13 protein-coding genes are annotated in these 14,932 nt (G+C 40.1%); 8 read left to right on the forward strand and 5 right to left on the reverse strand.

Annotated features, from left to right (window positions below):
• Window positions 1–203: 203 nt before the first annotated feature.
• Together ACGF49_RS01105 and glnS are read left to right on the forward strand one after the other, a co-directional pair.
• Complete coding sequence (locus ACGF49_RS01105; protein ID WP_262405098.1) at window positions 204–329, forward strand: hypothetical protein; 126 nt, start codon at window positions 204–206, stop codon at window positions 327–329.
• Window positions 330–428: 99 nt separating this feature from the next.
• Complete coding sequence (gene glnS, locus ACGF49_RS01110; RefSeq protein WP_228900396.1) at window positions 429–2,096, forward strand: glutamine--tRNA ligase; 1,668 nt, start codon at window positions 429–431, stop codon at window positions 2,094–2,096.
• Between the two features lie 198 nt (window positions 2,097–2,294).
• On the opposite strand, the gene ACGF49_RS01115 is transcribed toward glnS, so the two are convergent.
• Complete coding sequence (locus ACGF49_RS01115) at window positions 2,295–3,188, reverse strand: LysR family transcriptional regulator (protein ID WP_113040934.1); 894 nt, start codon at window positions 3,186–3,188, stop codon at window positions 2,295–2,297.
• Between the two features lie 569 nt (window positions 3,189–3,757).
• On the opposite strand from ACGF49_RS01115, the gene ACGF49_RS01120 reads away from it, so the two are divergent.
• The 6 genes from ACGF49_RS01120 (at window position 3,758) to ACGF49_RS01145 (ending at window position 11,841) form a co-directional block, all read left to right on the forward strand.
• Window positions 3,758–4,522, forward strand: coding sequence for a TenA family transcriptional regulator (locus ACGF49_RS01120; RefSeq protein ID WP_158536471.1), 765 nt, complete (start codon window positions 3,758–3,760; stop codon window positions 4,520–4,522).
• Between the two features lie 620 nt (window positions 4,523–5,142).
• Entirely contained in the window at window positions 5,143–5,409 is a 267-nt protein-coding gene (locus tag ACGF49_RS01125) for a hypothetical protein (RefSeq protein WP_113026470.1), read from the forward strand.
• Between the two features lie 452 nt (window positions 5,410–5,861).
• Entirely contained in the window at window positions 5,862–7,529 is a 1,668-nt protein-coding gene (locus tag ACGF49_RS01130) for an FAD-dependent oxidoreductase (RefSeq protein ID WP_158536472.1), read from the forward strand.
• Window positions 7,530–7,587: 58 nt separating this feature from the next.
• Window positions 7,588–7,782 (forward strand): hypothetical protein, encoded by a 195-nt coding sequence (locus ACGF49_RS01135; protein WP_158536473.1) that lies wholly within the window; start codon window positions 7,588–7,590, stop codon window positions 7,780–7,782.
• Window positions 7,783–8,022: 240 nt separating this feature from the next.
• The gene (locus tag ACGF49_RS01140) at window positions 8,023–8,472 is read left to right on the forward strand and encodes a cupin domain-containing protein (protein ID WP_113040938.1); all 450 of its coding nucleotides are present in this window, start codon (window positions 8,023–8,025) and stop codon (window positions 8,470–8,472) included.
• Window positions 8,473–9,168: 696 nt separating this feature from the next.
• Window positions 9,169–11,841 carry a beta-N-acetylhexosaminidase gene (locus ACGF49_RS01145; RefSeq protein WP_387488949.1) on the forward strand — a complete coding sequence of 891 codons (2,673 nt, stop codon included), beginning with the start codon at window positions 9,169–9,171 and terminating at the stop codon, window positions 11,839–11,841.
• 81 nt (window positions 11,842–11,922) lie between these two features.
• On the opposite strand, the gene fur is transcribed toward ACGF49_RS01145, so the two are convergent.
• From fur to ACGF49_RS01165, 4 genes are all read right to left on the reverse strand, one after another.
• On the reverse strand, window positions 11,923–12,369 hold the full coding sequence (gene fur / locus ACGF49_RS01150) for a ferric iron uptake transcriptional regulator (protein ID WP_113040940.1): 447 nt from the start codon (window positions 12,367–12,369) through the stop codon (window positions 11,923–11,925).
• A gap of 366 nt (window positions 12,370–12,735) precedes the next feature.
• Window positions 12,736–13,266 (reverse strand): flavodoxin FldA, encoded by a 531-nt coding sequence (gene fldA, locus ACGF49_RS01155; protein WP_112878100.1) that lies wholly within the window; start codon window positions 13,264–13,266, stop codon window positions 12,736–12,738.
• 174 nt (window positions 13,267–13,440) lie between these two features.
• The gene (gene ybfE / locus ACGF49_RS01160) at window positions 13,441–13,728 is read right to left on the reverse strand and encodes a LexA regulated protein (protein ID WP_049583800.1); all 288 of its coding nucleotides are present in this window, start codon (window positions 13,726–13,728) and stop codon (window positions 13,441–13,443) included.
• A 138-nt stretch (window positions 13,729–13,866) separates the two neighbouring features.
• Entirely contained in the window at window positions 13,867–14,838 is a 972-nt protein-coding gene (locus ACGF49_RS01165; RefSeq protein WP_113040941.1) for a GlxA family transcriptional regulator, read from the reverse strand.
• Between the last annotated feature and the right edge of the window lie 94 nt (window positions 14,839–14,932).

Here is a 14,932-nt window from a genome sequence, read left to right on the forward strand (position 1 = left end):
ATTTATTCTTTAAAATTGGATGATTGTTATTCAGTAATATCTGTTATGATTGAATGAAATATAGGTTAAAAACTGTTTCACTGGTTATTTCATTATCATAACTTATTCAATCCTCCTTTGTTTTCACGGATAATTATACCCTATGGATTTCAAGATGCATCGCGGCGGCAAGGGAGCGAATCCCCGGGAGCATAGATAACTATGTGACCGGGGTGAGTGAGTGCAGCCAACAAAGAGGCAACTTGAAAGATGACGGGTATATAATAAAGCGAGCTGTATTGTTGACATGTGCTACTGTTGAGTGTCTTTTCGCTCCAATTTTGTACTGAATCGCCATTTTACACGAACAAACGGTTGTTTCTCGGCACTGCTTGTTGGATTATATGCGGTTACGTGACGCGTTTTTGGCATTATTGAGGTATAAAACAATGAGTGAGGCAGACGCCCGCCCGACAAACTTTATTCGTCAGATAATTGACGAAGATTTGGCAACTGGTAAACATACATCGGTACATACTCGTTTCCCGCCTGAACCCAATGGTTATCTGCATATTGGTCATGCAAAATCTATCTGTTTGAACTTCGGTGTTGCAAAGGACTATCAGGGGCAGTGTAATCTGCGTTTTGATGATACCAACCCAGTTAAGGAAGATGTTGAATACGTCGATTCTATTAAAAATGATGTTCAGTGGTTAGGTTTTGAGTGGAGTGGCGATATTCGCTACTCTTCTAATTATTTCGATACGCTGTATCAGTATGCTATTGAATTGATCAACAAAGGTCTGGCTTATGTTGATGAATTGAGCCCGGAAGAGATCCGTGAATATCGTGGCACGTTAAAAGAACCGGGTAAAAATAGCCCATATCGTGACCGCAATATTGAAGAAAACTTGGTGTTGTTCGAAAAAATGCGTGCCGGTGAATTTGACGAAGGTAAAGCTTGTCTGCGTGCTAAAATTGATATGGCATCCCCTTTTATTGTGATGCGTGATCCGGTTTTGTACCGGATTAAATTTGCAGAACATCATCAGTGTGGTAACAAATGGTGCATCTACCCAATGTACGATTTTACTCACTGTATTTCTGATGCGCTTGAAGGTATTACACATTCGCTGTGTACGCTGGAGTTTCAGGATAACCGCCGCCTGTACGACTGGGTGCTGGAAAACATCACCATTGATTGTCGTCCACGCCAATATGAATTCTCGCGCTTGAACCTTGAATATACGGTTATGTCTAAGCGTAAGCTGAATCTGCTGGTGGCAGATAAGATTGTTGAAGGTTGGGATGACCCCCGCATGCCAACGATCTCAGGCTTGCGTCGTCGTGGTTATACTGCCGCGTCTATTCGTGAATTCTGTCGTCGTATTGGTGTCACCAAGCAGGATAATAATGTGGAAATGGCAGCATTGGAATCTTGTATCCGTGATGATCTGAACGAAAATGCTCCTCGCGCAATGGCTGTTCTTGATCCGGTTAGATTAGTGATCGAAAACATGCCAGAAGGGGAGCAGATTTTGAGTATGCCTAATCATCCGAACAAACCGGAGATGGGTAGCCGTGAAGTGCCATTTAGTCGTGAGATCTATATTGACCGAGCAGATTTTCGTGAAGAAGCGAACCGTCAATATAAGCGTCTGGTATTGGGTAAAGAAGTTCGTCTGCGTAACGCTTATATCATTAAAGCGGAGCGCGTTGAGAAAGATGCTGATGATAATATCACGACAATCTATTGCAGCTACGATGATCAAACGTTGAATAAAGATCCAGCGGATGGTAGGAAAGTGAAAGGTGTCATTCATTGGGTCAGTGCGGTTCATGCGGTTGCTGCTGAATTCCGTCTGTATGATCGTCTGTTCTGCGTACCGAATCCCGGTGCGGAGGATGATTTTCTGGCGACAATTAATCCAGAGTCACTGGTGATCCGTCAGGGCTTTGTTGAGCCAAGTTTAGCTGATGCTAAATCAGAACAAACTTATCAGTTTGAGCGTGAAGGTTATTTCTGTGCTGATAGTTGTCATTCCAGTGCAGAAAATTTGGTATTTAACCGTACCGTTGGCCTGCGTGATACCTGGGCAAAAATTTCTCAGGATTAATTGAGATAATGAACTGTACCTCACAAGTTGGACACTTAATCCAGCATTGAGGTGCAGTTTTTTATGGCTAAATTTGTCATTACTAGAGAAGATTGAGTCATGGATAAATGAGGTGTCAGAATTACAGAATAAAGTTAAGAGATTAATTATGTCATTTATATTTAATTACCTAATATAATCAATTTGTTGATAAATATTTTATTTCTCTTTTGGGAATAAATTATCTGCCATGAAATCGACAAAAGCTCTGACTTTAGGTAATACCCAACGGTTAGATGGCCAGAGAACACGGAAGGTGCTTGAAGTACCCGCCCACTTATCCAAGATTGTTAACAATGTACCGTTAGCTAATGCTTGTTTAACGGTAAAATCAGGCAAACAGGCTATGCCGTGGCCTTGAATCGCCATGTGTAGCAGTGTTTCGACATGATTGCTGGTTATCTTTGCTTGAAGATGTATGTCTATTTCGGATCTTCCTAAGCACAGCGGCCATTTCTCTAAAAGGCCGGTAGTGGGAAAACGATGTATCAAGCAGGCGTGGTGTAGTAACTCTCCGGGGTGTGATGGCTTACCATGTTGAGCAAAGTAGCTTGGAGCACCAACATAGACGAAATGGCTGGACCCTATACGTTTATTCATCAGTCGTGAATCGTTGAGTTCTCCAGTGCGAACCACGGCGTCGAAGCCTTCATCGATAACATCAACTAATCGATCACTAAAATCCAGCTCCAGTTCTATCTGTGGGTAACAAGTCGCAAAAGCAGATAATACGGGTAACATCAGGTTACTGAGCAATGGCAAACTCACTCGCAGGCGGCCTTGAGGGGCAGAGATAGAGCTTAATAGCTCATTTTCCGCAGTGGAAATCTCGTCCAAGATGCGTTTGCAGCGCTCAAGGAACAGTGTGCCTTCAGCCGTCAAACTGACACTACGAGTGCTGCGCTGGAGCAGACGTACACCTAATTTTTCTTCTAATCGGGATATGCTTTTGCTAACGGACGAAGGAGAGAGTCCGAGTTGCCTGGCTGCGGTTGCGAAGCTACGAGCTTCGGCGACATGAATGAAGATTATGAATCCACTCAAATTATTCACTTGGGCCTCCTGGGTTTTTTTAGGTTGCGATTGGTGACAAGAAAGTCACTTCAGAAGTGATTGTAGGTCTATTTATCCACTATTAGCGAATCTGTAGTATGAAATAGAATTTATCTTGCTTTAGCTGCTATATAGCGGAAAGCCACACAGATTCAAGGCTGAAAATTCAAATGGCCATGAAAACCAAAATAGACATAGGATCGAGTGTAAATAAAATTTCACTTGTCCTGACTGCTTGTCTTATTGCTGCGTTTATCCCTTTGAATACAGTACATAATGGAAGCACAGTAGAATTGAGTTGGGTCATTAACTTACCTACGGCTTTACAGATCAATCTCTGTTAATAGATTGATAGGGTTGCATAAACATAGAACTAATATTTTTGGCTTGAGAAGCTTGTATATACCCAATGGATTTCAAGATGCATCGCGACGGCAAGGGAGCGAATCCCCGGGAGCATAGATAACCATGTGACTGGGGTGAGTGAGTGCAGCCAACAAAGAGGCAATTTGAAAGATGACGGGTATATCATCTATTCCATCGGTTGAATGTTACTAAAAGGGTTTATTATGGAACTCACTATCAATACTCAAAACGAGCTTAAAGAAGAAACCGGTTACTTTTTATCTCCACTATGGGAAGACGTTTTCTCTAAGGTGTTATTGGAGGAACTCAATTCGAATGTATTTTTGGTCGCTTGCCGCTCTGGTCAGGCGGACCAGAATTTATTAAGAAAGTTTATGATCCAGCACCATTACTATTCACAATATTTCACCCGTTATTTGTGTTCATTGATGGGAGGTTTAGCAGATCAAAAAGATTTTATTCTGCTTTCTCATAATCTGTTGGAAGAGCTAACAGGAACCGATGCAGCAAAGATATCTCATGCAGAGTTATATAAAAAAGCGATGGCGGCTATTAACGCTGTTCCTAAAAGTGACCCGATTCTTAACAGTACTCAACAACTGATTGATGCCATGTTTCGCCACTGCCGCAGTGATGATTCTCTAAGAGGGCTTGCGGCACTGTGTTTAGGTGCTGAAGCGATCGTACCTTTGGTTTATGGCCCAATTTTAGATGCCTTGCAATTAATAAAGGCACCTAATGATGCATTACATTTCTTTAGAATCCATGTTGAAGAGGATGAAGATCATGCGATTGCGATGAGAAAAATTATTGATCGAATGATTGAAGAGAAACCTTACCGAAGGGGGGATGTTATTGCGGTTGGTGAAGAAATGGTGCGTTTTCGCATTGGGATGCTTAATGAACTATATCAAAACAATATCAGGATAAACATAGACGTAACGATGCTTTTATCCGAGTGTGATTGAGATACTTTGTGTGCATAATGACATGTACAGTAAAGGTACTTGATATAGTTTCTGGTGATGAAATATCTGCATAAAGTGTTGGTGGGTATATTTTTGGCAAAATAAGCAATACCAATGATCGTAATCATATATAATGGAATAATTATTGGATTGAACTCGTATGATGTCAAAAATAAAAAAACGAAATTAGTAATTATTGATTCTATTGAATGGAAAGTTAAATTTAGATGTAAATATTGTTGGACAATAAATTATTCAGCTAATATTGGAAAAGGTCGAGAATAAATACTATATTAGAGAATATGTCGTTGTTGTGAATAGTTTCGGTCAAATTTCCTCGATGGCAATAGGTAAAGTTTTGAAACTTAAGTAAGTGATATTTCTCCTAAAATTCTCGATAAATATGAAAGAAATAAAGAATTTCCTGATAGGATTTTAAAAATTGCTAATTATATACCCTATGGATTTCAAGATGCATCGCGGCGGCAAGGGAGTGAATCCCCGGGAGCATAGATAACGATGTGACCGGGGTGAGCGAGTGCAGCCAACAAAGAGGCAACTTGAAAGATGACGGGTATACATCCAGTAATTAGAGTTGATTATGGAGAAGGTAAAATATTGTGAATGGAGGTTTTTATGAAAATACTGTTATCGCAGCTATAAAAAGATTAATTCTTGCTGAATCTCCCGATGTCTCTGAGTTTGAACGCATGGAGTGGTTCTTTAACATTCACAAAGATGTGTTCCCACCAACTTACTTTCAGTCCACCGGTATTTTTACTAAGAATTTAGGATACCTCTTTTTTGGAATTAAGCTACGGCGTAAGAGTTATTGTTTTTATGACAGCATGAGAGAGGAATTATCAGATTATTGTTTATTATATTAAGGAAACGATAAAGAATACCTTGTTTAGTATAGTGTGATATAAGGTAAATGAACTCGTTTCTGTTAAATATGGCGATTTATTTTAAATATTAAAAAATAGTGAAAAATTTGATGTTGTTTTTTTTGAACTTTAATTTTTTATTTATTCTTGAAAGTGACTCTTTTAAAAGGGAAACTTATCATGTGTTTGACGAAACACAATATATAATATATAAGCGTTTCCTTAAAGAAATGAGAAAGTATCACAATTACTCAGGAAAAAGAGTTGTGGAGCTTAACCGCCAGGGAAATGAAACGGTGTTTAGTGAATGATGCATAGAGCATGGCTATAACTATTTTGTTTTATATGAGGAGAGAGGAAAAGGAAATAATTCGCAGATATATAAATTTTTTAATTAACATATTTGGTATGAAATATTTATTGTTATTAATCATTATTAAGGAGAGTATATTTTGACTTCGGAAAATATTTCTGTATTACCAGTTGCTATCGTTGGTGGTGGACCCGTTGGTCTAATGTTGGCTTTATTCCTGGATTTATATGGTGTTCGTTCCGTTATCTTTAATTTGGAGGAAGAGACCCGATGGCAACCTAAAGGCAGTACCCATAGTGCCCGTATTATGGAGCATTTTCGTCGTGTAGGTATATCTCAGCCTATTCGGTCATTAGGTGTGCCAAAAGAGTTCCCTTTGGACGTATCATATTTTACTAAGTTTAATGGATGGGAGCTTGCACGGATTACGTTACCGTCGGAAATGGAGAAAATGTCTATGTGCGAAAATGCGGCTTCGACAAATTCCGTTCCAGAACCAATAATACGTGCAAATCAAATGTATGTTGAAAGGTTTCTACTACAACATGCAAAGAGTCGTCCAAATATCATAATAAGATATGGCTGGCGCGTTAAAGATTTTATCCAATATAAAGATGAAGTAAAACTTTATGCGGAGCATATTGATGGAAAGTATGCTGATGAAGTCTGGCAAGCAGCATATATGGTTGGGTGTGATGGCGGACAGAGCTTTGTTCGATCTAAACTTGGTATAGTTTACGAAGGAACCGTTGAAGCTAAGGCAGGTTTTCTAACGGGTGGAATGGTTTCCAGTTATATCCGTGTTCCCGGAATTCACCAGGGATTATTACGAGACAAAAAATCCTGGATGTATAATATTGTCTCACCTAGGGAAAATATGTTATTTATCTGCCTGGACGGTGAAGATGATTTTTTATTTGTGACCCAGAGTAAGGATGGGAAAGTTATCGATGATTTGGAAGTCGTTCGCATAGCTCAGGCAGGAATAGGTTCAGATATTGAGGTATTAGTCCTTGGCAATACGATATGGAAAGGCGGTGTTGCTCTCGTTGCTGATAAATATTCTGAGGGTAGGGTATATTTAGCAGGAGATTCTATTCACTTATTTGCTCCCACCGGTGGTTTTGGCATGCATACGGGGATCGACGATGCTAGCAATTTAGCTTGGAAAATTGTTGCGTCTATAAATGGTTGGGCAGGTAATGCGTTAATGGATTCTTATGAAAGCGAGCGTCGTCCAATTGCATGGAGAAATACTGCCGTTGCTCGTTCTTATACCCAGCAGACAGCATCACTATATGTGCCTGCAAATTTGGAAGATGCGGATTATGCGGGTGAGCTGGCGCGTGAAAAGATTAATACTGAGCTAAGTCATTTTCGCTGTCAATTTACTTCTATCGGAGTGGAACTTGGTGCCCGATATGATAGTTCTCCTCATATTATTAATAGCGATCCCGTACCGGATGATGATTGGCTTAATTATAAACCAAGTAGTGTACCCGGAGGGAGATTGCCGCACTTATGGCTCACACCTATTCCTGGCACCAGGGTATCTCTGTTCGATATTTTAGGCACTGGATTTAGCTTGCTTCGGGTAGGATCGCATTTTCCCGATATATCTGAATTATTAGCTCAGGCACATCAACGTAAAATTCCGGTCAAGATTATTGATCTTCCCGGCCATGATGCTTGGCAATTATATCAAACTAGGCTCCTTTTAGTGCGTCCTGACCAATATATTGCCTGGAGAGGTGATAGGGTTCCTAGCAACATAGGTTCAATATTGGATAAAATTGTCGGTAGGTAAGTAAAGGGATGATTTTCTGGGATGAAGATATTAACGCTAATGAAATAGGGATCACAATATGATGGTTAAGGCGGATGTTTTTATGGCAGGTAACAGCCCTTTTGGTAATATCTATACCCTATGGATTTCAAGATGCATCGCGACGGCAAGGGAACGAATCCCCGGGAGCATAGATAACTATGTGACCGGGGTGAGTGAGTGCAGCCAACAAAGAGGCAACTTGAAGGATAACGGGTATAGAACGATAATATAGTTCAACCACCACTGTTATTACGCAGAATGATGCAGTTAATATTATAAAAAAACTTATCGGTAATTTTGATGGCACTTCTTGTGCGTTTGTTAGAAATTACGGACATATGACATGGTATTGTTAAGATAATTAGAGAAGATAGGCAGAAATGATAACTAAGATAAAATATGTTGAGTATTATTTCAAGATGGTTAAAAAATACAAATTTTACAATAAACTACAATATTAGAGGTAATTATAGTGAAAAAAACGTTTTTCTCATCTGGAGACTTTGGTAAAGTTCCCGGAGAGTTAATTGAAGATAAGCCTACTCAATTGATTCATGAAAATGTATTGAACTCTGAAGTGAGTCAAGATTTGAATTTCTCAAATGAAAGGCGCCATAAAGTGGCTATGGTTAATTTACCCAGTAAAGTTCTCAGTATGACTCTGGGAGGGTTACAACCTGGACAATCGACCCGTAAACACAGACATAGTTATGAAACCATAATATATATCGTTAATGGGGAGGGGTATTCACTCATTGGTGAACAACATATTTCATGGAAAGCCGGTGATGCGATCTATATTCCTGTATGGGCATGGCATCAACATGTTAATAGTGGTGCTATTGATGAAGTATTCTATATTGCATGTGAGAATGCGCCAATGTTGCAAAACTTAGGTCTTGCTGTTCGTGAAGAGCTTTGAATTTAAGTAAGTGTAGGTTTTATAGATTTGTATTTAAAAACAGATAATGATTTCACCGGGATAGAGGTTATTAGCAGTATCCCGGTGGTTTATATATATTAATTGCATCTCAATGATTGAATTTTTTATTCAGTTAAACTCTGATCATTTAATGATTCTCTATAATAGAAAAACAAATCACAATTGGTAGTTTATTTTTTTAAATATTATCATTGGTAAATAATTTTATATCTATTTTAGTTGGAAAGCATTTGTATTAGTCAATCTATTTTCCAGTATGTTTTTTATATTGTTAATCTTTCGTTTTTGTATTATTTTACATTTTTATATCAATGAGGTATATAACTTTTATCTCGTTCCTTTTTAATGTGTTCTCTGTCATGTTTTACAAAAAAATCCTTTTTTCACTATTGATAATTTGTGGTGCGAAAAATAATCTTTATAGATGTCGATTAGATGATTTTAATTTTATTTCTTAATGTAATGTTTTTTATTTTATAAATCGATTTACATTTTTGGCAGTAATTTTATGGTTATATATGGCGTAAAGATTGGTATTTTTTTCCAAAACGAGAAAGCGATTAAATTCAACGTCATCATGCCGTTTATTGTCTTCTCATGGCTCATTGTTGCTGTTCTTAGTGCTTCTGGGCAGCGGCTTACCTTACATAACGTTTGTGTTTGAAAGAGGTAATAATGAAGAAATTTAAATTGCATACATTAGCAGCACTGACTGCAACAGTTGGACTTATGGGTTCTGTGTATGCTTCCCAAACAGCGCAGCAAGTGGTTGATGCACTGAGTCAATTAAAAGTTAATTATAAGGTCATTGATAATCAGGCGGGAGATCACGGTGTTAACTGCGCAGTGTTGGGGGCTGACTGGGCTAAATGTAATCGAGTGGATATTACTTTAACCAATGGTAATCAGGCGATTGACTCTGTTGACTGGGCGATTTATTTCCATAGTATTCGCCAAGTCCTGAGCGTAGATAATGAACAGTTCAAAGTCACGCGTATCACGGGCGATTTACATAGACTGGAGCCGACCGAAAAATTCACCGGTATTAAAGCTAATGAGCAGGTAAAACTGCCGTTTATTGGAGAATACTGGCAGATTTACAGCACTGATTTTCTACCTCGCTGGTATGCAACGTCGGGTGATGCGAAACCTAAAGTGCTTGTTAGTACAGATACAGAAGATCTAAGTCAATTCTTATCTGCTTTCACCGGTGATCAATGGAAACGCACACAGACAGATAACAATATTTTGATGACACCTGAAAATCGTTATATGAAGAATTTGCAGGTCAAAAAGGTTGGATCAAAAAAGTTGCGTGGGCAAATTATCCCGACACCAAAAGAGGTTCAGATTTTTACCGGGGATGCTGATTTATCTGGCGGGGTAAGACTGGAATTAGGTGGTTTAAATGACGAGGCAGTTATTCTTGTCAGAAAACGTTTTACTGATCAAGGAATTAAATTAGAGAATAGTGGCTATCTCGTTGCGACCCAGATTGTCTCTTCAGATTTTACTGGTGATTTGCAGGTTAAAGGAGCTTACCGTCTAAATATTACCCAACATGGGGCACAAATTGTTGCTTTTGACCAATCAGGAGTGTTTTACGGTCTTCAATCTCTGTTGTCATTAATTCCTGTTGATGGCGATAGGAAGATTGCTACTTTGACGGCAAAAGATGCGCCCCGCTTTGAGTATCGTGGGGTTCTCCTTGATGTAGGGCGTAATTTCCACAGTAAACAGGCTGTTCTGCGTTTGCTCGACCAAATGGCAAGTTACAAGCTGAATAAATTCCATATTCATCTGTCTGATGATGAAGGTTGGCGTTTGGAAATTCCTGGATTACCTGAGTTGACGGAAGTTGGCAGCCAGCGGTGTCATGATTTAAGTGAAACTAAATGTTTGTTACCACAACTGGGTTCAGGCCCCGATAACAACATGGGTAGCGGATATTTCAGCCGTCAAGATTACATTGATATTTTGAAATATGCCAAAGCCCGTTATATCGACGTTATTCCTGAAATTGATATGCCAGCCCATGCTCGTGCCGCTGTTGTTTCTATGGAAGCCCGCTATAAGAAATTAATCGCTCAGGGAAATGTGAAAGGGGCGAATGAATATCGTTTGCTGGACCCAACAGATACCACCAGAGCAACATCTGTTCAGCTCTATGATCGTCGCAGTTATTTGAACCCGTGTATGGATTCTTCAAAACGGTTTGTTGAGAAAGTCATTGGTGAAATTGCCGCTATGCATAAAGCAGCAGGCTCACCATTGGAGACTTGGCATTTCGGGGGAGATGAAGCGAAGAATATCCGTTTGGGAGACGGATTCCAGGATAAAAATGGTCCTATCGTACCGGGTAAGGGCATTATTGATAAAAATGCGGAAGATAAACCATGGGCTAAGTCTCAGATTTGTCAGAAGTTGATAGAACAGGGGGTTGTGAAAGACATTGATCATCTTGCCAGCGACTTCGCAATTGAAGTGAGCAAAATTGTGAATGCTAATGGCATCGAAAGGATGCAGGCGTGGCAGGATGGTTTTAAACATGTTGGCAGCGCTAAAGATTTTGCCACCAAACGCGTTGGGGTGAATTTCTGGGACGCTCTCTACGATGGCGGCTTTGATTCAGTCAATGATTGGGCGAATAAGGGCTATGAAGTGGTGATATCTAGCCCAGATTATATTTATCTGGATATGCCATATGAAGTTCATCCACAGGAGCGCGGCTATTATTGGGCGGCTCGTTTTAACGATGAAGCTAAGATCTTTAGCTTTGCACCCAATAACATACCTCAAAATGCTGAAACTTCCGTTGACCGTGATGGTAATGCATTCCGTGCGAAAAGTGATAAACCGTGGCCGGGCGCTTATGGGCTTTCAGGTCAAGGATGGAGTGAAACGGTTCGGACTGATGAACAGATGGAATATATGATTTATCCGCGCTTGTTACCGCTGGCGGAACGGGCATGGCACCGGGCCGGTTGGGAGCTGGATTATGTTCCGGGCCAGGTATATCAGCGCGGAGAAACGTATAAAGTCGATATAGATGCGCTTAATCGTGACTGGACCCGGTTCGCTAACCTGATAGGGCAACGTGAGCTTAGTAAACTGGATAAAGCCGGCATTGCTTACCGTTTACCGGTTCCGGGGGCTAAGGTAAAACGGGGTATCTTGCGGGCTAATGTTGCTCTGCCTGGGTTGGTAATCCAGTATTCGACGGATGGCGGTCGTCACTGGGAAGTTTATAATAACCATAAACGTCCAAGAGTGAGGGGTGATGTGTTGATCCGTTCTGTCAGCCCGGATGGTAAACGTTATAGTCGAATTGATAACGTAAAGGCATGATAATGTTGTAGCAAGAGGGGAACCCTGATGGGTTCCTCTCTCCTCTCTAGGTAGATAAAAAATTAGTGGTTCAGGCGTGAATTATTTCTCGTCATGTGCGCTACTATCTTCGCGGCAATTACCGGCAGAGCAGTGACCATATAAATAAAGACTGTGGTTTGAAAGCTTAATCCCATAACGGTCAGCAATGTTCTTCTGGCGTTTTTCGATATATTTGTCACTGAATTCAATGACTTTACCACAGTCCAGGCAGATTAAATGGTCGTGGTGGTGTTGTTGAGTGAGTTCAAAAACCGATTTGCCACCCTCAAAGTTATGGCGGGTGACAATACCGGCATCATCAAACTGATTCAACACGCGGTAGACAGTAGCAAGTCCAATCTCTTCACCGTTATCAATCAGTTTCTTGTAGAGATCTTCCGCACTGACATGGTGGTATTCAGGCTCCTGTAACACTTCCAATATTTTCAGACGAGGAAGTGTAACTTTAAGTCCAGCATCTTTTAATGCCTTATTGTTGTCGGTCATGCGGATTCAGTCCTGTTACTCAGTAAAGTGAACTTAGTGATACTTCAAAAAGTACCAGTTAGTTATCAGATTATGATTATAGGCATGGCTAATGAAAATGAAAACCACGTTAACCTTAACTTTCATTACACATTTTGCCAGAATAATCGTTTATAAAACGCAGGAATAACCTTACTATTTATCATGCTTAGGCTGTTTTTTGCCATTCTTCGTAATAAAAAGCGGATTTAAGCAGTGTTCTGACAAAAGTAATAGCCTTTGAATGCGATCCCACAGGGCGAGTGAAGCGAGTCACTTCTCAACCTACCGTGGGTTCACTATTGATAAGAAATGGCCTGCACCAATTACGCTTACTGGGATAGGCCGCTATCCTGCAAGAATTTCTGACAAACTCAGCTCTTCGTAGATCTGTTTAGTCCAGGCATTAACACGCTCTTCTGTTAATTCTGGTTGGCGGTCTTCATCAATAGCAAGCCCAATAAAATGGCTATCATCAGCCAGACCTTTTGATTCTTCGAAGTGATAGCCCTCGGTTGACCAATGACCAACAATAATGGCGCCGCGGGGTTCAATAATGTCACGGATAGTTCCCATAGCATCGCAGAAATATTCCGCGTAATCTTCCTGATCACCACAACCAAAAAGGGCGACCAACTTCCCTTCAAAATCGATCTCTTCCAGAGTAGGAAAGAAATCATCCCAGTCACACTGTGCTTCACCGTAGTACCAGGTCGGGATGCCGAGCAGCAGAATATCGAACTGTTCGATATCTTCTTTGCTGCTCTTGGCAATATCATGAACTTCTGCAATGTCGGAACCCAGAATTTTTTGGATCTTTTTGGCAATATTTTCTGTGTTGCCGGTATCGCTGCCAAAAAATATACCTATAATTGCCATAGGATAATATAACCTCTTGTTTTATTTGTGTATTTCTGTATGAGATATACGTATAAAATGTTAAAAATCAGTAGAAAAGGTTCTGATTGTATTAATAAAAAAACAAAATCCTATTCTGACTAAACAGTCAGGACAATTCTGTCAAATTTGTGTGATTTCGTGCCTTCAATGCTATCAAGTCGTGATGTTACTTTCTGCTAACTGGGCCAGCAAAATTTGCTCGATGAGTTCACTGCGGCTGATGTTGCGTTGCTGTGCAAGAAAGTTAAGCGCATCTACTGCATCAGCATTTATTTTCAGCTCCACACGACGCAGACCGCGCACCTTATCACGGCGAAGTTGGTTACGCTTGTTGACTCTGAGTTGTTCATCCCTGGAAAGTGGGTTGGTTTTTGGGCGCCCCGGTCTGCGTTCATTTGCGAACAAATCCAGAGTGGTGCGATCCATTTGTTCTTTTGCCATAAATTCAATTAGTAAAGGGCGTATACCATAAAATATAGCACGCCATGATACCCCAGCTTCTAGTGTATCGCTACTGCCTGACAAAGATAAAAACGGCGTCATTGCTTATCTGTAAAGGATTGTGGTTGAGTTTCCGTTTTAGCGGTGTTGGTATTTTCTACGGTACTCTATTGGTGTTAACCCATTAAGTTTCTTGAATAACTCTCTGAAATAGCGAGTATCTTCATAGCCAACTTCATGGCTGATTTCTTCTATGGTCTTATTCGATTTTTCTAACCGGCATTTCGCCAGAGATAGTCGAATCTGTTGGATATATTGAATAGGTGTCTGGCCGGTTGCAGTCTTAAAGCGCCGCTTCATCTGTCTTTCACACAGATGAATTTTATCGGCCAAATTGCCAACTGATAATCTGTCTGATGGGGCAGAATGCATCCAGTCTTGTAGTTTGTGGATTAATGTATCTGAATGTTGGCGATAGGGTACAAAACTTGCGAGAGTATGAGAGGGGAGACCTTCCATATTATGACCAAATATGAACTGACTACAGGTTTCCCTCGTATTTTGACCATATATCTGTTCAATAATATGCATCATGACATCGTTGTATTCATAGGTGCCAGAAGTACAAAAAATATTGTTATCGCTGGTGACTTTTATTTCTGAATGTAACTGTACTTGCGGAAACATGTCCTTGAATAATTTGGTAAATAGCCAGTGTGTGGTGGCTTTGCGGTTATTGAGTAAATTAGCTTTAGCCAGTATAAAAGAACCTGTACAAACGGAGACGATAGGAACATTTTTTTCTCCCATCATCTGGAGCCAATCTAAGGTTTCTTGAGTACAAAGATCGAAATCGCAATAAGGGGCCCCAATTGAACCCACCAGGACAATATCTGTTTGTTTTATTTCTCCTATGAGTTTATTAGGTTTTAGCCGAATACCCCCCATCCCGACAGCATCCTGATTATCCTGTGTGACAATATTGATTTCTGGCTCCGGCGCTCCGGCTAAACGAGCAGCAGTGGTTAAAATTTCTATTGGGCCAGTAATAGAAGTCAGAGATCCTCCTGAAAATACTAACACGCTTAAAGAAACTGGATTCCTGTCCATAAGAATTCTCCAACTTAAAAATTAAGATGTATCAAGATATTTCATTGCCTAACATCTTAATAACTTATTGTAACAATTTAAATAAGTTAATTAC

Source organism: Photorhabdus sp. RM96S, assembly GCF_042879335.1.
GTDB lineage: Bacteria > Pseudomonadota > Gammaproteobacteria > Enterobacterales > Enterobacteriaceae > Photorhabdus > Photorhabdus kayaii.

Coding starts and splice junctions, on each gene's coding strand:
- glnS (WP_228900396.1), top strand. CDS start 429: ATGAGTGAGGCAGACGCCCGCCCGACAAACTTTATTCGTCAGATAATT.
- ACGF49_RS01120 (WP_158536471.1), top strand. CDS start 3,758: ATGGAACTCACTATCAATACTCAAAACGAGCTTAAAGAAGAAACCGGT.
- ACGF49_RS01135 (WP_158536473.1), top strand. CDS start 7,588: ATGATGGTTAAGGCGGATGTTTTTATGGCAGGTAACAGCCCTTTTGGT.
- ACGF49_RS01145 (WP_387488949.1), top strand. CDS start 9,169: ATGAAGAAATTTAAATTGCATACATTAGCAGCACTGACTGCAACAGTT.
- fur (WP_113040940.1), bottom strand. CDS start 12,369: ATGACCGACAACAATAAGGCATTAAAAGATGCTGGACTTAAAGTTACA.
- fldA (WP_112878100.1), bottom strand. CDS start 13,266: ATGGCAATTATAGGTATATTTTTTGGCAGCGATACCGGCAACACAGAA.
- ybfE (WP_049583800.1), bottom strand. CDS start 13,728: ATGGCAAAAGAACAAATGGATCGCACCACTCTGGATTTGTTCGCAAAT.
- ACGF49_RS01165 (WP_113040941.1), bottom strand. CDS start 14,838: ATGGACAGGAATCCAGTTTCTTTAAGCGTGTTAGTATTTTCAGGAGGA.